Source organism: Cupriavidus sp. U2, assembly GCF_009663685.2.
In the GTDB taxonomy this organism is placed as follows: Bacteria; Pseudomonadota; Gammaproteobacteria; order Burkholderiales; family Burkholderiaceae; genus Cupriavidus; species Cupriavidus necator_C.
Window position 1 is genome coordinate 118,809 of record NZ_RCOG02000002.1, and the last position, 18,267, is coordinate 137,075.

General features: G+C 64.2%; 15 protein-coding genes and 1 pseudogene. All 16 read right to left on the reverse strand.

The window, feature by feature from the left end; all coding sequences use genetic code 11:
• Positions 1 to 17 precede the first annotated feature (17 nt).
• The 16 genes and pseudogenes from D9X30_RS02155 to D9X30_RS02220 all read right to left on the reverse strand — a co-directional run bounded on the left by D9X30_RS02155 (position 18) and on the right by D9X30_RS02220 (position 18,163).
• Positions 18 to 1,985 carry a tetratricopeptide repeat protein gene (locus D9X30_RS02155; protein WP_153946348.1) on the reverse strand — a complete coding sequence of 656 codons (1,968 nt, stop codon included), beginning with the start codon at positions 1,983 to 1,985 and terminating at the stop codon, positions 18 to 20.
• A gap of 165 nt (positions 1,986 to 2,150) precedes the next feature.
• The gene (locus tag D9X30_RS02160) at positions 2,151 to 2,519 is read right to left on the reverse strand and encodes an OmpA family protein (RefSeq protein WP_194946464.1); all 369 of its coding nucleotides are present in this window, start codon (positions 2,517 to 2,519) and stop codon (positions 2,151 to 2,153) included.
• Positions 2,520 to 2,644: 125 nt separating this feature from the next.
• Positions 2,645 to 3,010: a hypothetical protein gene (locus tag D9X30_RS02165; RefSeq protein WP_153946346.1), complete on the reverse strand. Its 366-nt coding sequence runs from the start codon at positions 3,008 to 3,010 to the stop codon at positions 2,645 to 2,647.
• Positions 2,994 to 4,031 (reverse strand): DUF6402 family protein, encoded by a 1,038-nt coding sequence (locus tag D9X30_RS02170; protein WP_153946345.1) that lies wholly within the window; start codon positions 4,029 to 4,031, stop codon positions 2,994 to 2,996. Before D9X30_RS02170 ends, D9X30_RS02165 begins: the two co-directional genes overlap by 17 nt.
• Before the next feature lie 13 nt (positions 4,032 to 4,044).
• Positions 4,045 to 4,464: a hypothetical protein gene (locus D9X30_RS02175; protein ID WP_153946344.1), complete on the reverse strand. Its 420-nt coding sequence runs from the start codon at positions 4,462 to 4,464 to the stop codon at positions 4,045 to 4,047.
• A gap of 4 nt (positions 4,465 to 4,468) precedes the next feature.
• Positions 4,469 to 4,834 carry a hypothetical protein gene (locus tag D9X30_RS02180; RefSeq protein ID WP_153946343.1) on the reverse strand — a complete coding sequence of 122 codons (366 nt, stop codon included), beginning with the start codon at positions 4,832 to 4,834 and terminating at the stop codon, positions 4,469 to 4,471.
• Positions 4,818 to 5,051: a DUF6402 family protein gene (locus tag D9X30_RS29840; RefSeq protein WP_502799605.1), complete on the reverse strand. Its 234-nt coding sequence runs from the start codon at positions 5,049 to 5,051 to the stop codon at positions 4,818 to 4,820. The genes D9X30_RS02180 and D9X30_RS29840 overlap by 17 nt, the downstream gene beginning before the upstream one ends.
• Positions 5,052 to 5,094: 43 nt before the next feature.
• Positions 5,095 to 5,151 (reverse strand): annotated as a pseudogene (locus D9X30_RS29845) (hypothetical protein); the annotation flags it as partial.
• A gap of 23 nt (positions 5,152 to 5,174) precedes the next feature.
• The gene (locus tag D9X30_RS02185) at positions 5,175 to 5,669 is read right to left on the reverse strand and encodes a DUF6402 family protein (RefSeq protein ID WP_153946342.1); all 495 of its coding nucleotides are present in this window, start codon (positions 5,667 to 5,669) and stop codon (positions 5,175 to 5,177) included.
• Complete coding sequence (locus D9X30_RS02190; RefSeq protein WP_153946341.1) at positions 5,666 to 6,253, reverse strand: PAAR domain-containing protein; 588 nt, start codon at positions 6,251 to 6,253, stop codon at positions 5,666 to 5,668. The genes D9X30_RS02185 and D9X30_RS02190 overlap by 4 nt, the downstream gene beginning before the upstream one ends.
• A gap of 247 nt (positions 6,254 to 6,500) precedes the next feature.
• Complete coding sequence (locus D9X30_RS02195) at positions 6,501 to 7,652, reverse strand: branched-chain amino acid ABC transporter substrate-binding protein (RefSeq protein WP_092602235.1); 1,152 nt, start codon at positions 7,650 to 7,652, stop codon at positions 6,501 to 6,503.
• 158 nt (positions 7,653 to 7,810) lie between these two features.
• Positions 7,811 to 11,764, reverse strand: a complete 3,954-nt coding sequence (gene putA / locus D9X30_RS02200; RefSeq protein WP_153946340.1) for a trifunctional transcriptional regulator/proline dehydrogenase/L-glutamate gamma-semialdehyde dehydrogenase — start codon at positions 11,762 to 11,764, stop codon at positions 7,811 to 7,813.
• Between the two features lie 196 nt (positions 11,765 to 11,960).
• Positions 11,961 to 14,264, reverse strand: coding sequence for a primosomal protein N' (locus D9X30_RS02205; RefSeq protein ID WP_194946463.1), 2,304 nt, complete (start codon positions 14,262 to 14,264; stop codon positions 11,961 to 11,963).
• Between the two features lie 500 nt (positions 14,265 to 14,764).
• Positions 14,765 to 15,868: a uroporphyrinogen decarboxylase gene (gene hemE / locus D9X30_RS02210; RefSeq protein ID WP_153946339.1), complete on the reverse strand. Its 1,104-nt coding sequence runs from the start codon at positions 15,866 to 15,868 to the stop codon at positions 14,765 to 14,767.
• Between the two features lie 101 nt (positions 15,869 to 15,969).
• Positions 15,970 to 16,926 (reverse strand): alpha/beta hydrolase, encoded by a 957-nt coding sequence (locus tag D9X30_RS02215; RefSeq protein WP_153946338.1) that lies wholly within the window; start codon positions 16,924 to 16,926, stop codon positions 15,970 to 15,972.
• 820 nt (positions 16,927 to 17,746) lie between these two features.
• Positions 17,747 to 18,163 (reverse strand): F0F1 ATP synthase subunit epsilon, encoded by a 417-nt coding sequence (locus D9X30_RS02220; protein ID WP_029051299.1) that lies wholly within the window; start codon positions 18,161 to 18,163, stop codon positions 17,747 to 17,749.
• Positions 18,164 to 18,267: the final 104 nt, after the last annotated feature.

Sequence of the window (18,267 nt, forward strand, 5' to 3'; positions counted from 1 at the left end):
CATTTTGCGACCCGACATCAAACGCCCCAGAGTTTCCACTTCGGCCGTGTGGCCTTCAGTGCCGTTTCCACCTTGGCGAACAAACCACGGGTGACGCCCTTCTCGGCATCGAGACCGCGTGCGCGCTCGAACCATCCCAACGCCGTTTCGCGCTGTCCCATGCCCAGCGCGGCCTGCACTGCGGCCAGCCAGGTCTGTGCGTCCCAGTCGTCGCGCGCGGCAAAGGCAATCTGGAAGTCGGTCAGCGCCTCGGGGTGGCGCCCAAGGTCCACCAGCAGCCGGGCGCGCTGCACCCGCGCCAGCGCCTGCTGTCGTGCATCGCCCTCGCCCAGTTGCACCGCCTGTTCGAGCAACGGCATGGCGCGCTCGTTGTCGCCGAGGTCACGCCAGATCTGGCCGAAACGGCCCGATACCCAGGCATCCTCGATCAGCAGCGAGCGCCGTTGCAGGGCTTCGAGCTCGGCGATGGCATCCGCCTTGTCGTGCTCGTCCATCGACGCCATGCCGGTCTGCAGCAGCGCGCCGTAATGGGCACGCGCGTGGGCCATCGCGTGGGCGCCCTCGGTGCGGGCTTCCACGGGCAAGGCATCGAGCCGGGCATCCATATGCGCCAGCGCGGCACTGGCCGATTCGGTGGCTTCGCGCCCGCCGATCGCCGCCCAGGCCGCCACCAGACGGCTGAAAGCCCAGCTCACGCCGGCCGGGTTGCGCTCCACCGGATAGCGGTTCAGCACCTCGCCGGCCATGTCCACGACCTGCTGGTGCTGGCCCGCCGCCGCGTAGGTGTCGAGCAGGTCGATCCAGTGGTCGATGAAATCGCTGGCCGCCATGCCCTTGCGGTGCAACGCGACCTTCTCGTCCAAATGCGCCGCATCGGCCGGCAGCGTACGGCCCAGCAGGCGGCACAGCAGCGAATAGAGATGGGGGTCGGCATTGCCGCCGTGCCCCTGGGCATCGCCCTCGCCGGTCTCGAAATACGACTCGAAGCACGACAGGCCCTTGCGGCACATGGCCTCCAGCGTCGTCTTGAGCGCCGCCTGCGAGGCGGGGACTTCATCGAGGAAACTGCCCAGTGCGGTCGCTGCATGGAAGTACAGCGCGCCATCGTCGGCATCCGCCGTCACGGCGAAACCGGTCCACGCGGGCTGCGCCGGGGCGTTGGCGCCGGCGGTGACATTGGCCTGGTGACGCCACGTCAGCGCACGGACCTGCGCGAGCGGGTCGGGCCGCTGGCGCAGATAGGTCTCCAGATCGTCGAGCGCCGCAGCGGGCTCGGAACCCAGCCGCAGCGGCGCCCGCAGGCGCCGGGCCTCGGGATGATCGGGCTGTTCGGCCAGCACGCGCTCGGCCTGGGCCGCAGCCAGCGCATCGCCTTGTGCAGGCGTCAGGTCGAGCAGTTCCGGGGAATCGAGCGCGATGCGCCCCAGGCAGATACGCAGCAGCGGTTCGCCCAGCAGTTCGGCGGCATCGCTGCGTGCCACGTAATCCTGGACCAGCGGCAGGATGTCGCTGGCGCCCAGGTCGGGGGCCCGGTACAGCAGGTCGTGCCAGTACCGCCCGGCCAGCGCGAAGTCGTTCAGCCGGAACGCGACAAAGCCGGCATAGAAGTGCGCGGCCCATTCGCCGGTGGCCAGCCCGTTGCGACGCGCCGCCTCGTGCAGCCATGGCTGCGCCTCGGTGTCGCGCCCATCGCGCATCAGCAAGGTGCCATACATATGGACCAGCGCCCCGCGCGACGCCCAGCGGTGCATCGGCGCCAGCGGCAGTTCGGGCAGGCGCGCCATGGCTTCGTCCAGGGCAGCCAGCGCGGCGGCCACGTCGCCACGGTCGGACTGGATCTGCGCCCGCAACGCGGCATAATCCACCACCTCGGGGTGCGCCGCCCACAGCTGGTCGGCAACCTGCAACGCCTCGTCATGGCGCCCGGCATTGGCCAGCGCGATCGCGTGCTCGTAACGGACATCCTGCACGGTCCGCTCCTTCATCAGAATTCGGCAAAGGCGGAATTATGCGCCATTGCCGTGGCACGCTTGGGAGAGAACAGGGGCGGAAAGGGGTCTGATTTGGGTTGACGGGGTGGGAAGTGGGTCTGCGGAGCGCGGAATGAGGGGCCGGAATGCTGTGGCTTGCGCCGTTGCACCAGCGAGCCCTCATCGACAGCAATCGTTCGGGCAGGCGGGAAGCAGGGACACCTCAACTCGCTTGCCATTGCTGACGTCGCCTGTTCGATATACGGCTGCCGATGTTTCCATCGGGATGCTGTTGAACCGGAGCTGGACAAGCAATCTTTCGACTTCCGAGGCCCTTCGGCTGGCAAGCGCGCGCGGGGCAGACTCGACTTCTTCCGCATAGCCGTCCAGGTAGATCGCCTGCTGATTTGGATAGTTTTTGCGTTGCTCCAGCGCCCAATCAGCTAATCTGCGAAATTCGGCCGCCGATATTCCGGCCGAGTCGAACGCAAAATAGATATCGACGTTCCGGCTTGGCACGCACGCAAACGCGATCTGGGTTGACAGCATGCCAACGAGCCACGCCAGGTAGCATTTAACGCTCATAGATGACATACCCGGTAATGCTGTCCGCGTTCTGCGTTGGCAAAACAAGCGCTTAGTTATCACTCGTGACTTACCGCACAGTCGCGCGTTCAATAACAGCGCCGAGCAAGATCACCGTTTCCAGCAGCCGTTGGCAACGGCAAGACGGCCCCGTCCACCCCCCCGACAATTACAGCATCATCATCCCAAAACGGGCCGCCTGCGGGGTGAAGACTCCCATCCCAGCGATGTATCAGATTGCCGTATTTGTCGAATATAAGGATCCATCCGGTCTCAAAATCGGGCTCCGAGATGACGGCCGACGTCAAAGTTTGCCTGCGCACCAGGAAGTACTCGCCGTTCGGACTCCAGCAGTTGCCGCCAAGCGGAACGCCCTGCCGACTGTTGTAGGCGACAACGCTTGCGCCAAGCAGTAAAGCCGCCAACAGCCAGCTGCGCTTACGCCAGAGGGACATGATCAATATGCGGCTCGATCCAGAGAATGTCTGAAAAGACATAGAAATCCCCACCCTCGTTTCTCGCTTGCTGCCAACGCCGAAAATCGACATTGCGCAGGGGCACAAAGCCAGGGAATCGCGCGGCTCTAAAAGGGACGGGGGCGCTGACATAAGCGGCCATTTCTGCTTTCGACAAGCAGCGATCGCGACTCCACACACCAAGTCCGAAGGCGCTATCGACCCACCAGTCCGCACCAAAGTCGTACGTGTCCCGGCAGTAGATTCCGATCTTGTGGATTTCGAAAACTTCACGCCCCGTTATCGGTGATTCGGTAGTCTGACCTTTCAACGCCAGTTTGAACAAACCCTTGTTAATAGCGCCAAATAGATCGTTGAAGGTGTCCCGGTAAGCACCAAAGATGCTGTAGTTCACCTGACACGTCGTCTCCGCCTGCATTGCGTTGGTGACCCCATAACCTAGCTTGGTACGGACGCCAGGTTTCCAGCCTGCGGCTCTTAACCGTTTCATCAATTCTCTCCGGCCAGCGGCCGTGTCCCAGGCAGAACTTAGTTCATCAAACGCTGGGAGTACCGATTCGTGGCCCAGCAACCATTTCATGGTTATCAGTCGGTTATCCACACGCGATGCCGGGTGCTTCAAAACATCAGCCTCAACCCTATCTTCCGCACCCATCACCCAAGCCGGCTTCGTTGCAAACCATCTGCGCATCAACGCAGCAGACACCCGCCAGCCCATCTTGTCCATGACGCCGGGTATCTCGTCGAGATACATCTGGTCCACCTTCACAACCGCGCCTTGACGGTTGTTTTTCGGGCTGAGATTGGACGTAGCGATGCTCATGATCGAATCCCCATTTCCGTTTGCGCCACCCATGAGAGGGTGCATTGCGCAGCAGGCTAGCGACGCCCGAACCCCGAGCACAATCGCCATACCCTTGAAATGGATTGCGCCCCGCCCCAAAACAAAAAACGCCACCACGGGCCAGGCCCGGGTGGCGTCCTGCTGCTGGTCGGCCATCGGCTAGCGCGGGCTACAGTGGCTCACAGGGGTTGGGAAAGGTTGCCCGATACATGCAGAAACACATCTTCGCGGCGCCGTTCGGTCCGGCTGCGGCATAGAGGGACAGCCGGGTAGATTCGCCAATCCATAGGGAATCGTCTTTCCACGTCGGCCTGTTGTAAGTGAGGAACTCCCCATGCCAGTGATACAGCCAGCGCCCCTTCTGGTCGAACACCAAAATCCATCCAAAGCCCGTGCCGGGCGAATACAGTGCCGACGACAGCAGGCTTTCCATTTGTATCAAATAGTATTGACGATTGGGACTCCAGCATCGCTCGCCAAACAGAAGGCTGTACGAGAAATTGGCGGCCATGAGAAGGAATGGGATGAGTGGGAGGAAATACCACCATTCCCGTTGTAAAATCCGGCGCAGCGAACGTTTGGCGGTCATAGGGCTAATAGCAAATGCGATTCAAATCGCCTTCGCCTGCATCGCTGGGCAAGCGCAGACTGGCCTCCGGCTTGTTGAGGATCAGCACTTCGTTGCCCGCCCAGAATGGACCGCCTTGCGTGGTAAGGTCTCCGTCCCATCGATGCACAAGGTTGCCGTACTTGTCATAGACCAGAACCCAGCCTTCCTCGTAGCCGAATTGAGAGAACATCGCAGACCACAAACTCTGTTTCCGGACCATGAAATATTCGTGATTCGGGCTCCAGCAGTCGTCGTCGAACAAGATGCCGCGCTTCACAGCAAAGCTCACGCCCCCAATGAAAATGGCCAGAAGCATCCACCACAAGCGTCGCTTAATCCAGTGGAACATGGTCGCTATGCGGCTGTACCCACAATATGTCGGAAAAAACGTAAAAATCGCCGCCTTCGTTTCGGGCTTTCTGCCAGCGCCGAAAGTCCACGTTTTTCGTTGGAACGAAACCCGGAAATCTGGCGGCTCTCAGTGCGGGCGGTGATCCGATATACGCGGCCATTTCTGCTTTCGACAAACACCGGTCTCGACTCCACACCCCCAAGCCAATCGCCATATCTGTGTACCAACTCGCGTTGGAAGTCGTACGTATCACGGCAATAGATGCCTACCTTGTCGATCTTGAAAATGTCACTCCCTGTTACGGGAGAGCGCATCGCCTGACCTTTGACAGCCAGCTTCAAGGTTCCCTTATTGACCGCTCATTGAAGGTGTCGTTGTACGCGCCGAAAGGCTTGAGATTGACCTGGCATGTGGCATCCGCCATCACGGCGCTTCTCACGCCATACCCCAGGGTTGCATGTAAGCCGGGGGACCATCCGACGGCACGTAGCCGGTCCCGCAGTACAGCGAGGCCCCTGGGAGTATTCCAGCCCTTGCGCAACGCCTCGAATGCCGGAAGCACCGATTCGAAGCCCAGTAACCATTTCATGGTCACCAATCGACTTTCAACGCGAGACGCTGAAAGCACGGCCACATCGGTCCTTGTTCTTTCCTCCGCACCCATCACCCAAGCCGGCTTCGTTGCAAACCATCTGCGCATCAATGCGGCAGACACCCGCCAGCCCATCTTGTCCATGGCGCCGGGTATCTCGTCGAGATACATCTGGTCGACCTTCACAACCGCGCCTTGACGGTTGTCTTTCGGGCTGAGATTGGACGTAGCGATGCTCATGATCGAATCCCCATTTCCGTTTGCGCGACCCATGCGAGGGTGATTGGCTCGCGGTCACAGCCGCAAATGGTGGCCGTCTTGCCGTCTGCCCCCGTGCACCCTTCGCGTGGCCCGTCCGGTGTATCGATGCCCCATGCGAAGCCCGCCAGGGGCAGGCCTGTCCGCAAGTCCGTCAGGACAAAGTGCTCGTCGTAGTCGTCGGGGTTTCCTGCGGGATTGGCTCGTGCCGCAGCCGTCTCCACAGCGGGACCGGAATCGGGAAGAATCATCGAGCTGCGGCCATAGACGGCAATAATGCGAGCCGGTGACTTGCACTGGCACATCACGAGATCACCGCCCAGGGCTTCCCGCGCTCCGCCTGCCACGAAATCCACCATCCTGTTGTGATATGGCGATCCGGGCGCCTCCACGATCACGCCAACGCTCTTGCACGCATCGCACCATGCCCGGTGTCCGACCAGTGCGACCGGGCGACTCCGACCATCCGGGCCCTCGATCGTGTTGTCCTGCGCGCCTTCGATAACTTGACTGTTGCCGCCCGTATCGAGCGGATCGCCCATCACTGCCGTATAGAAAATCACCATGCCGCCCCCCATGACGAAATGCCATCGCCCTCGACAGCATTGCGCAGCAGGCTAGCGACGCCCGAACCCGGAGCACAATCGCCGTACCCTTGAAATGGGTTGCGCCCCGCCCCGAAACAAAAAACGCCACCACGGGCCAGGCCCGGGTGGCGTCAGTGCTACTGTCAGAACACCCCGTCCGTAGGAAAGCCGTCCGGTGTGCTGAGGTACTACAGGAAATGCATCAAAACTGTGGCAATTGGGGCGATTACTTGCCGCCGACCGTTTCCAGCACGGTCCACTTGCCGCCTTCGACCTTGTACACGGTGATACCGCCGTCCTTCAGGTCGCCGCGTGCGTCGTAGGCCAGGGTCTTGGTCGTCACGCCCTGCATGTTCGTGGCGGCCAGCACCGGCAGGTAGCGTGCCGGATCGGCCGAGCCGGCCTTGATCATGGCGGTCATCATCGCGGTGGCACCGTCATAGGCGTACGGCGAGTACGTCTGGACCTTCGAGCCAAAACGCTTCTCGTACTTCTTTTCGTAGGCCGCGCCACCGGGCATCTGTTCCAGCGGCAGGCCAGCCAGCGACACCACGGTGCCTTCGGCTGCCGGGCCGGCCAGCTTCAGGAAGTTGTCGGTCTTGGACATCTCGCCCGATACGATCGGGGCCTTCATGCCCAGTTCCTTGACCTGCTTGGCCATGGGGGCCGACTGGGTCTCGGCGCCGCCATAGAAGATCACGTCCGGGTTGCTGCGCTTGATGTTGGTCAGCACGGCCTTGAAGTCCACGGCCTTGTCGTTCGTGAATTCGCGGCGCACGATCTTGCCGCCGGCGGCCTTGGCGGCCTTCTCGAACTCGTCGGCCAGGCCCTGGCCGTACGCGGTGCGGTCGTCGACGATGGCGATGTTCTTCGCGCCCAGCTTCTTCACCACGAAGGCGCCGATCACCGAACCCTGCTGGGTGTCGGACGTCATCATGCGGAACGTGGTCTTGAAGCCCTGCTTGGTGTATTCAGGCGCCGTGGCCATGGCGATCTGCGGAATGCCGGCGCGGTTGTAGACCATCGACGCCGGGATGCTGGTGCCCGAGTTGAAGTGCCCAAGCATGCCCTGGATGCCGGCATCCACCAGCTTCTGCGCCACCACCGAACCGGTCTTCGGGTCGGCCTGGTCGTCTTCGGAGATCAGGACGAACTTGACATCCTTGCCGCCGATCTTCGGCTTGGTGGCGTTCATGTCGTCGATGGCCAGGACGATGCCGTTCTGCATGTCCTTGCCGTACTGTGCCTGGCCGCCGGTCAGCGGGCCGGCGTAGCCCAGCTTGATTTCCTGTGCCTGGGCGAAAGCGGCCGAGGCGGCGGTCAGGCCTGCAACGGCCATGGCAACGGTCATGGCCGTCTTGCGGAATGTCGAGCTCATCAGTTCTCCTTGGGTCCCATAGGGTGCCATATGGTGCCGGTGTCGGCATATTTGCGGATCGGCGTTGGCAGCACCGGTCCGTTCCTGGGTTGCGCGGCAGGGTCGGGATCGCCGGCCCCCGCCACGCGCTTTGCTGACAATCCGCCTGGCCCCTGGCCTCAGCCGATCGTCATCAGACTTGCATTGCCGCCCGCCGCCGCCGTATTGACGGACAGCGAACGCTCGATCAACAAACGCTCCAGCGCGATATTCGGTTCACCCTGGGCCAGGCCCTGCACGCTGACGATCGGGCCGGGACGCGTGGCCACCTGCTCGCAGACCGTTCGCAGCTGGTCGGAATCGCCGTGGTGCAGCACCGCGTCGAAGGCGATATCGGTACCCTGCCAGTCGGAAACCACGCGGACGCGCGATTGTACTGCGGCAGGCAGGCGCGCCAACAGGGTCTTTGCGACGGGTGTGTCAGTCCACAACGCTTCGGAGCCCACGGCCAGCACGGCCGCCAGTTGCAGCGCCAGATCCGATTCCTGCTGGGCCAGGCACAGCACGCGTTCGCGCGGCAGCAGCGAGTACGTATTGCGCTCGCCCGTGGGGCCCGGCAGCGTCACCGACAGGCCCGAGGCCGAAGCGGCGGCAAAGCGCCCGCACGCCTGCGCCACGTCCGGCAGGCTGGCGTTTGCCCAGGCCTCCAGGGCGGCCAGCGCCGTGTTTTCCGGCGCGGCCGGCGTGGCGCCGCCCATGTCGGACGTGCGCACGCCACGTACCACGGCGTCCTGCGGGCATACCGACAGCAGGCGATGCAGGTACAGCGGGCCGCCGGCCTTCGGCCCGGTGCCCGACAGGCCTTCGCCCCCAAACGGCTGCACGCCCACCACGGCGCCCACGATATTGCGGTTCACATACAGGTTGCCCACGTGCGCGCGGTCAACGATATGCGCGATGGTTTCGTCGATCCGCGTATGGATGCCCAGCGTCAGGCCGTAGCCGGTATCGTTGATCTGGCTGATCATCGTGTCCAGCGCGGCGCGCGGGTAGCGCACCACGTGCAGCACCGGGCCGAACACCTCGCGCTTCAGTTCCGCGATCGAATCGAGTTCGATCAGCGTCGGCGGCACGAACGTGCCGTTGCGGCAGGCGGCCGAACCGGCGTCGGCCTGATGTACGCGGCGGCCCTTGGCGCGCATGGCCTCGATATGGCGCACGATATTGCCGCGCGCTTCCTCGTCGATCACCGGGCCCACGTCGGTCGACAGGCGATCCGGGTTGCCCAGCGTCAGCTCCCCCATCGCGCCCTTGAGCATTTCCAGGATGCGGTCGGCCACGTCTTCCTGCAGGCACAGCACACGCAGCGCCGAGCAACGCTGGCCGGCGGAATCGAACGCCGAGTTCACGACGTCGCCCACCACCTGTTCGGCCAGCGCCGACGAGTCGACGATCATCGCGTTCTGGCCGCCGGTTTCGGCAATCAGCGGGATCGGACGGCCCGCCGCGTCCAGGCGGCCCGCCACGTTACGCTGCAGCAGGCGCGCCACTTCGGTCGAACCGGTGAACATCACGCCCTTCACGCGGGCATCGCCCACCAGCGCGGCGCCCACCGTTTCGCCACGGCCCGGCAGCAGCTGGACGGCGCCAGCCGGCACGCCGGCATCGCGCAGCAGGCGCACGGCGGCGGCGGCGATCAGCGGCGTCTGTTCCGCCGGCTTGGCCAGCACCGGGTTGCCGGCGGCCAGGGCCGCGGCCACCTGGCCGGTGAAGATCGCCAGCGGGAAGTTCCACGGGCTGATGCAGACCACCGGGCCCAGCGGACGGTGCGTGTCGTTCGAGAACGTCTCGCGCACCTGTACCGCGTAGTAGCGCAGGAAGTCCACGGCTTCGCGCACTTCGGCGATGGCGTTCGAGAACGTCTTGCCGGCCTCGCGCATGATGATGCCCATCAGCGACTGCATCTGGGCTTCCATCAGGTCGGCGGCACGTTCCAGCGCGGCGGCACGCACTTCTGGTGGCGTCGCCTGCCAGATCGGCGCCGCATTGACGGCGGCTGTCAGCGCGGCTTCGATCTGGGCCGGCGTGGCTTCGCTCACGTGACCCACCACGTCGCGGTGGTCGGCCGGGTTCAGCACCGGCTCGGACTTCGCGCCGGCACGGTCCACCTCGGCGCCCAGCAGCGGATCGGCGCGCAGCACCTCGCTGGCGCCCGCCAGCAGCGCCGACGACAGCGACGCCAGGCGATGCTCGTTCGACAGGTCGATACCGGCCGAATTGGCGCGTGCCTTGCCGTACAACGCGCGCGGCTGCGGAATGCGCGGGTGCGGCAGGCCCAGCGTGCCTTCGGCCTTGTGCATCTGCTCGACCACGGCCACCGGGTCGGCCACCAGTTCGTCGAGCGGAATCGATTCGTCGGCAATGCGGTTCACGAACGACGTGTTGGCGCCGTTTTCCAGCAGCCGGCGCACCAGGTACGCCAGCAGCGTCTCGTGCGTACCCACCGGGGCGTAGATGCGGCACGGCCGGCCGAATTTGCCATCGGCCTTGGCGCCCACCACCTGGTCGTACAGCGGCTCGCCCATGCCGTGCAGGCACTGGAACTCATACTGGCCGGGATAGTAGTTCTGCCCGGCGATCTGGTAGATGGCCGACAGCGTGTGCGCGTTGTGCGTGGCGAACTGCGGATAGATCGCGTCCGGCACCGACAGCAGCTTGCGCGCGCAGGCCACGTACGACACATCGGTATAGACCTTGCGCGTGTAGACCGGATAGCCCTCCAGGCCATCCACCTGGCCGCGCTTGATTTCGCTGTCCCAGTAGGCGCCCTTGACCAGACGGATCATCAGACGATGGCGGCTGCGGCGGGCCAGGTCGATCAGGTAGTCGATCACGAACGGGCAACGCTTCTGGTAGCCCTGCACCACGAAGCCGACGCCGTTCCAGCCGGCCAGCTCGGGCTCGAAGCACAGGCGTTCGAGCAGGTCGAGCGAGATTTCCAGGCGGTCGGCTTCCTCGGCGTCGATGTTGATGCCGATGTCGTACTGGCGGGCCAGCATCGTCAGGCTCTTCAGGCGGCCGTACAGTTCGGTGATCACGCGCTCGTGCTGGGCGCGGCTGTAGCGCGGGTGCAGCGCCGACAGCTTGATCGAGATCCCCGGGCCTTCATAGATGCCCCGGCCGCGCGACGCCTGGCCGATGGCGTGGATGGCCTGCTCGTACGAGGCCAGGTACCGCTGGGCGTCGGCCTCGGTCATGGCCGCTTCGCCAAGCATGTCGTACGAATAGCGGAAGCCCTCGGCCTCGTACTTGCGCGCGTTGGCCAGTGCCTCGGAGATCGTCTCGCCGGTGACGAACTGCTCGCCCATCAGCCGCATGGCCATGTCCACGCCCTTGCGGATCAGCGGCTCGCCGCCCTTGCCGATGATGCGCGTCAGCGCCTTCGACAGGCCGGCTTCGGTATGGGTGGCCACCAGGCGGCCAGTCAGCAGCAGGCCCCAGGTGGCCGCGTTGACGAACAGCGACGGGCTCTGGCCCAGGTGCGACTGCCAGTTGGCACCGCTGATCTTGTCGCGGATCAGCGCGTCGCGCGTGGCCTTGTCGGGGATGCGCAGCAAGGCCTCGGCCAGGCACATCAGCGCCACGCCTTCCTGCGACGACAGCGAGAATTCCTGGATCAGCCCCTGCACCAGGCCTTCGCGGCCGGTGCCTACCTTCTGCTCGCGCAGCTTTTGCGCCAGCGCCTTGGCCATCTTGATGGCGGCGTCTGCCTGCGCCTGCGGCAGGCGGGCCTGCTCCAGCAGCATCGGCACGCACTCGGTTTCGGGCCGGCGGTAAGCCGAGGTAATGGCGGCGCGCAGCACCGACTGCGGCTGGATGCTCTGGGCGAATTCCAGAAACGGCTGAGGCATGGCGTCGCCCTGCCCGGCGTCGCCGGCGTCGGCAGCCTCGCCATCGGCCAGCGCGGCCGAACCGGCCTCGAGGGGCAGCTGGCCGCGTTCCACCTGTTCCAGGTACGTGAAGATCGCCTGCTTGATCAGCCAGTGCGGGGTGCGGTCGATCGATTGGGCAACACGTTTCAGGCGTTCGCGCGAAGCATCGTCAAGCTTGACGCCAAGGGTGGTGGTGGCCATGCGGGCAGTTCTCCAGCGGATCTTGGTAAGACGGTTGGCAGTCCTGGCGACACGCGCAAGCGCAACTAGCCAGACTACGGGGCTGGCGCGATCTTACTCTCGGAGATTTACTAGGTGCAACCTAGTGCAACCACTTAGTTCCACCGCCGCAAGACGGTTGCACTGACGCAACATTTTCCGCGCGCGACGGCGGGCTTCAGATCCGCAATGGATCGATTTCCAGCTGCCAGCGCACGCCCTTCACCCGCGCGCCGACTTCTTCAAAAGTTGACACCCACTCACTCACAAAGCGCTGCAGGACGGGCCGCGAGCCTGCTTCTACCAGCATCTGGGCGCGTTCCTTGTTGAACAGCCGGACCATCGACATCGGCACCGGGTCGTGCAGTTGCACCTCGGGTGCCATCGAACAGGTGTCGGCCTGTTCGCGCGCCGCCTGCAGGAACGCCAGTGCCCGCTCCAGCTGGCCGTGCTCGGCGGTAATCAATACCTGGTAGGCAAACGGGGGCAACCCGGCCTGCCGCCGCTCGCGCAACTGGCTGGCCGCGAATCCATCATAGTCATGGCGCGCCAGCGCCTGCAATGCGGGGGCATCGGGGTAACGCGTCTGGATCATGACTTCGCCGCCCAGCCCCGCTCTGCCCGCCCGGCCAGACACCTGCATCAGCGACGCAAACAGGTGCTCGGCCGCGCGGAAGTCGTGGCTGAACATCGCGGCATCGGGGTGAACGATACCGACCAGCGTCACGCGCTGGAAGTCGTGCCCTTTGGCCACCATCTGCGTGCCCACCAGGATATCGACCTCGCCTGCATGCACCTCGTCGAACATCGCCTGGGCACTGCCCTTGCGGCGCGTGGAATCGGCGTCGATGCGGGCGATACGCGCCTCGGGAAAGCGCGCCGCCAGGGCTTCCTCGATCCGCTGCGTACCGCGCCCCAGTGGCGCAATATCCACGTTGCCGCAGTCCGGGCAATGGTGCGGCACCGGCGATTCCAGGCCGCAGTGGTGGCAACGCAGGCGCCGCTCGGGACGATGCAGCACCAGGTACGCGGAACAGCGCGGACAACCGGACAACCAGCCGCAACTGTCGCAAGCCAGCACGGGCGCATAGCCGCGCCGGTTCAGGAACAGCAGGCTTTGCTGGCCACGGTCCAGCCGCTGCTGGATGGCATCGAGCAGCGGCACCGACAGCCCTTCGTACAGCGCACGCTGCCGTTGCCGCTCGTGATTGAGGTCGATCAGCCGCACGGCCGGCAGCGCCGCATCGGCCTGGGCGCGCTCGCGCAACACCAGCTTGCGATACGCGCCCTGCTCCGCCCGGTACCAGGTCTCCATCGAAGGCGTCGCCGAACCGAGCACCACGGGGATGCAAAGCTGGTTGGCGCGCCACACGGCGAGGTCGCGCGCCGAGTACCGCAGGCCTTCCTGCTGCTTGTAAGACGTATCGTGCTCTTCATCGACCACGATCAGACTCAGGTGCGGCATCGACGCCATCACCGCCATGCGGGTGCCCAGGACGATGCGCGCCTCGCCGCGATGGGCGGCCAGCCATTGCAGGCTGCGCTCCTGGTCGGCCAATCCGCTGTGCAATACCGCCAGCGGCAGATGGGGAAAGCGTTCGGCGATGCGCGATTGCAGTTGTGGCGTGAGATTAATCTCAGGCACCAGCATCAGCACCTGGGCCGCGGGATCGGCAGCAAGCCGCTGGGCCATGGCATGGAGATAGACCTCGGTCTTGCCGCTTCCCGTTACGCCGTGCAGCAGGAAAGCCGCGTAGGCTTGCGCCGCCGCGATGGCGTCCACCGCCTGCTGCTGCTCGGCGTGCAGGGTGGGCGCCACGGATGGCGTGCGGCTGGTATCCGCTTCCAGCACGGGCCGGTCGGCATGCATGCATTCGACCCAGCCGGCCGCGGTCCATTCGTCCAGACGTGCCGGCGCCGCCGTGCAAAGTTCGCGGGCGTCAGCCAGGCGTACCCAGTCCTGCGTATCGATCAGGGCATCGGCCAGCGCGCGGACGGTGCGCGCGCGCACCGGGGCTGCCTCGCGCAGCGTTTCGGCGTGGCCGGGGCGTATCCGGTACTGCGTGGTGCGCGCACGCTGCCCCAGGCGGTCCCACGTGTCGGACTCCCGGAGCGACGGCGGGAGCGCGGGCAGGATCACTTCACCGAGCCTGCGATGGTAGTAGCGCGCGGCGAAGCGCGCCAAGGCGATCCATTCGGGGCTCAGCGGCGGCATCCAGTCGTTTCGTTGCACGATGGGGCGCAGCTTGTCTTCAGGCACGTCCGAGTGATCCACACGCGCGACCGCCACACCGACCGCCTGGCGCCGGCCAAACGGCACCACCACGAGTTGGCCCGGCATGACGCCGTTGTCGGCCAGATAGTCGAAGCAGTCGTCGGCCGGGGTATCCAGTGCGACACGGACGATGGGGCTCAAGGACGGGTGTGGGGCAGACGCCACGAACTTGGCCTCGGCAGGGGCTTCCGGCATGTCCGGGGTCATGCGCAGCCCCCTGCATGGTGCAGCCAGTTTGCCCTGATCTTGTGCATGCGCATGCGGTCAGGAAGGGCGACGAATGTCTGTGTGCGGCGCAACATCAACTTAAAGTAAAACTTCAAATGTGACCCTAAGTCGATGATCCACGGATGGTTTTCCATCCTCCCAATCGGCCCTGTGGATAACTTTGTTGAAAAGTCGCACCGACTACCCGGCAAGGCGCTTGGCACAAGGCTTTCATCGCCCTTGCAACCACCTTTGCAGAACATTCAAAGCCTTATGAATCAAGGACTTGCAAAGACCCCCCAACTGAGTTAAGGGCTTACCCGCTCGTGCAGTGCCGCAAACCTATCGGTGTGCATAAGTCAAGCCTTGACAGCAAGCCCCTGGCACCTTTTTGGCGAAATATCGCTAAATAGTTTACTTGACAGGACGCGCGCTGCGCCTGACACGGCACCGCACGGCAAATACCCATCACATCGTTGCGTCGCGAGGTAACCGGCCGGTCATGCAAGAGGTGCAACCGTTGCGCCGCGCAGTTTCCGGCTGTGACTGTGCACTTCATCCACGAGCACCGAAACGTTTTCGGGCGGTGTGAACTGCGAAATGCCATGTCCCAGGTTGAAGACATGGCCGTCGCTGCCGCCACCTGCCGCGTAGCTGTCGAGCACGCCGCGCACCTGTTCCCGGATTGCTGCTTCCGATGCAAACAGTACGGTGGGATCGATGTTGCCCTGGAGGGCAACCTTGCCCGCCGTGCGACGGCGCGCCTGGGTCAGGTTGACCGTCCAGTCCAGCCCGATCGCATCGGGCTCGATCGCCGCGATCTGCTCCAGCCAGATGCCGCCGCCCTTCGTGAACACGATGACCGGAATCTGCTGGCCGTTGTGCTCGCGCTTCAGACCCTGCAGCACACGCCGCATATAGGCCAGCGAGAACGTCTGGTACATGCCGTCAGCAAGCGCGCCGCCCCAGGTGTCGAACACCATCACGGCCTGTGCGCCGGCTTCGATCTGGGCGTTCAGGTAGGCGGAAACGGCTTGCGCGTTGATTTCGAGGATCCGGTGCATCAGATCCGGCCGGCCGTACATCATGGCCTTGACGGTGCGGAAGTCGTCCGAACCGCCGCCCTCGACCATATAGCAGGCCAGCGTCCACGGGCTGCCCGAGAAACCGATCAGCGGCACGCGCTGGGTGCCGTCCTGCACCAGGGCACGACGGATTTCGCTGACCGCATCGAATACGTACTGCAACGACGACATGTCGGGCACGGCCAGCTTGGCCACATCGGCTTCGGTGCGCAGCGGATGGGCGAAGCGCGGGCCTTCACCCTGGGCGAACGACAGGCCCAGACCCATGGCGTCGGGCACGGTCAGGATGTCCGAGAACAGGATCGCGGCATCGAGCGGATAACGATCCAGCGGCTGCAGCGTCACTTCCGTGGCATATGCCGGATTCTTCGCCAGCCCCAGAAAGCTGCCCGCGCGCGCGCGCGTGGCGTTGTACTCGGGCAGATAGCGGCCCGCCTGACGCATCAGCCAGAGCGGCGTGTATTTGGTGGGCTGCCGGCGCAGCGCGCGCAGGAAGGTGTCGTTCTGCAGTACGGTCATGGTCATCCTCGTAAGACCGCCATTCTACGGGAACGCCGCCCCCAGCTGCCGCCCCCGAGGCTGATGCCCGTCATATCCGCGCCAGCTTCCGGCCCCGTCTGTCAGATTTCGTCGAACGCGGCGACAAAGGCCTGGGCCGCGCGCCGCATCCATTCGCGCGCTCGCGGGGCGTCGGGCTGTAGTCGGGCGAACCCGTGCGTCATGCCGTTGGCCTCGATCGTGACCACGGGCGCATCGTGGCGCACCAGGAAATCGGCGTACGCCAGGCCATCGTCGCGCAGCACGTCGTTGGACGCCACGATGACCACGCTGGCCGGCGGCAGATGGCGCGGCGGCGTGGCCATCAGGTGAATACGCGGGTCCGCATGCGCGGCGCCAAGCGCCAGGGCATCGGCGCCGATGTACTGGGTCCAGAACCATGCCATTTCATCGCGCGTCAGGCCGGGGCCATCGGCAAAGGCGCGGTAGCTTTCGGTGGTCAGCACGGGCGCGGCGACGGGGTAGATCAGCAACTGGGCGTTGACCACATGGCGGCCGGCGGCATCGTTGAGATGCCGGGCGGCAACCGCGGCCAGGTGGCCTCCCGCGCTGTCCCCGGCAACGGCCAGGAATTCGGGCGCGAAGCCCAGGCGCTCGCGTGCATCGGCAAGCCACTGGACTGCTGCGATGGCATCGTTGCAAGGCTGGGGAAATGCCTGTTCGGGCGCCAGGCGATAGTCGACGCTGGCCACTGCGCAGCCCGTATCGGCGGCCAGCAACGCAGCCACCGTGTGGTGTGTGTCAGGCGAGCCGACGACCCACCCACCCCCGTGAAAATAGACGATGAGGCGTGGGCGGTCGGCATCGATGGGCCGGAACAGCCGCACGGGCAGCACGGCGCCATCCACTGGCAGACCGATCTCGGTGATTGCGAGCCCATCGGGGTCCGGCAGTTGCGAGCGTGCGGCCACATCCTCGAACCGCGCACGGCGCTCGACGGGGCTCTGGGCAACGGGTTGGCCGGCATACACTTCCGCCATCTGGCGGTAATAGGCTTGCAGCTGGGGGTCGATGGCCATGGTGAGGAATCTAGCGGAATCACGAACGTCCGCCAGTGTAGCGGCAGCGACGCGCGCGGCGAGGGTCTTGTTGACAGCGTCTGAAGGTGCACTTGGAACCGTTTCGAATCGTAACGCTCCATGCGCCAGCGAACACAATTTTCGCGGTTGCATTTCGGACACCCCACGAAAGCGGGGAGTGTATTAAGCGCCGGCCGAAAAAACGTAATGCATTCAGTACACTACGCTCACAATGTCTTAACATTTCTGGCTAAAGAAAATGCCAGCCGGTGTCGTGAAAACGCTTTCAAATACGAATAAAAGTGTCCAAAACGCCGGATTCTTCCCGCGCGGGCTTTCATCTTCTTGCAAAAGGATACATTTTGTTACTGCCATGCCCAGCAGTTTCCCCCACAATGCATTGACAGACCTGAGCTTGGTGTGAGGCACCCCCGCCGCTAAAGCCTTGAAAAATAAGGGGTGTGGAAGAAAGCCTAAGCAGTTCCCCGATTTATCCGGACCAGCCGAGCAACGTCGACTGATCCGGACACCAGGAAGACCTGTAGCGCGCGGCTTGAGGTTCCGATGATTGGAAACTCGCCGATGATGCGGACAAGACGTTCCGCTGCGCTTGTAAGTGAAACCTGGATCGAACCCGTTCCTTCGAATTGACCCCTCGAAGGGATTTTCCCGTCCGCGCGGAGCCTCCCCGGCCCGCGCGCTTTTTTTTGTGGTCCAGGCAACGAAATATAGCGTCCGGAAGAAAAAAAGGCAGCCGATTGGCTGCCTTTTTCATTTGCCACGCCGAAAAAACAACAGCGTGGCGACTACAGTGCCTTGCTTACTTCTTACGACGCAGTCGGGCGATAGCAGCCAGTTGCGCCGCAGCCACGGCCAGCTCGCTTTGGGCGCGAGCCAGGTCGAGATCGCTGCTCTGGTTCTGCATCAGTTCCTCTGCGGCGCGCTTGGCTTCCTGCGCCTTGGCTTCGTCCAGGTCGCTGCCGCGGATGGCGGTGTCGGCCAGAACAGTCACGTGCTGAGGCTGCACTTCGAGAATACCGCCAGCAACGAACACGAATTCCTCGCTGCCATCTTCCTTCTCGATGCGCACCGCACCCGGCTGGATGCGGGTGATCAGCGGCGTGTGGCCCGGCAGAATACCCAGCTCACCCGTCTCGCCCGGCAGCGCCACGAACTTCGCCTGACCGGAGAAGATCGACGATTCCGCGCTGACGACGTCTACAAGAATGGTTGCCATATAAGATCCTTTCTCCAGAAAGCGTTGGCTTCCCGCAAATCAGGAAGCACGATCTTCGCCTTCGCGCCGGCCGCGGCCGCGTGCCGGAGCACGGCAGCCACGCC

Bases quoted from the DNA above. Each gene is read 5' to 3' on its own strand.
- D9X30_RS02165 (WP_153946346.1), bottom strand. From the start codon at position 3,010: ATGTCCCTCTGGCGTAAGCGCAGCTGGCTGTTGGCGGCTTTACTGCTT.
- D9X30_RS02155 (WP_153946348.1), bottom strand. From the start codon at position 1,985: ATGAAGGAGCGGACCGTGCAGGATGTCCGTTACGAGCACGCGATCGCG.
- D9X30_RS02220 (WP_029051299.1), bottom strand. From the start codon at position 18,163: ATGGCAACCATTCTTGTAGACGTCGTCAGCGCGGAATCGTCGATCTTC.
- D9X30_RS02160 (WP_194946464.1), bottom strand. From the start codon at position 2,519: ATGCTGTCAACCCAGATCGCGTTTGCGTGCGTGCCAAGCCGGAACGTC.
- D9X30_RS02175 (WP_153946344.1), bottom strand. From the start codon at position 4,464: ATGACCGCCAAACGTTCGCTGCGCCGGATTTTACAACGGGAATGGTGG.
- D9X30_RS02195 (WP_092602235.1), bottom strand. From the start codon at position 7,652: ATGAGCTCGACATTCCGCAAGACGGCCATGACCGTTGCCATGGCCGTT.
- D9X30_RS02180 (WP_153946343.1), bottom strand. From the start codon at position 4,834: ATGTTCCACTGGATTAAGCGACGCTTGTGGTGGATGCTTCTGGCCATT.
- D9X30_RS29840 (WP_502799605.1), bottom strand. From the start codon at position 5,051: ATGGCGATTGGCTTGGGGGTGTGGAGTCGAGACCGGTGTTTGTCGAAA.
- D9X30_RS02215 (WP_153946338.1), bottom strand. From the start codon at position 16,926: ATGGCCATCGACCCCCAGCTGCAAGCCTATTACCGCCAGATGGCGGAA.
- hemE (WP_153946339.1), bottom strand. From the start codon at position 15,868: ATGACCGTACTGCAGAACGACACCTTCCTGCGCGCGCTGCGCCGGCAG.
- D9X30_RS02205 (WP_194946463.1), bottom strand. From the start codon at position 14,264: ATGACCCCGGACATGCCGGAAGCCCCTGCCGAGGCCAAGTTCGTGGCG.
- D9X30_RS02190 (WP_153946341.1), bottom strand. From the start codon at position 6,253: ATGGTGATTTTCTATACGGCAGTGATGGGCGATCCGCTCGATACGGGC.
- putA (WP_153946340.1), bottom strand. From the start codon at position 11,764: ATGGCCACCACCACCCTTGGCGTCAAGCTTGACGATGCTTCGCGCGAA.
- D9X30_RS02170 (WP_153946345.1), bottom strand. From the start codon at position 4,031: ATGGCCGACCAGCAGCAGGACGCCACCCGGGCCTGGCCCGTGGTGGCG.
- D9X30_RS02185 (WP_153946342.1), bottom strand. From the start codon at position 5,669: ATGAGCATCGCTACGTCCAATCTCAGCCCGAAAGACAACCGTCAAGGC.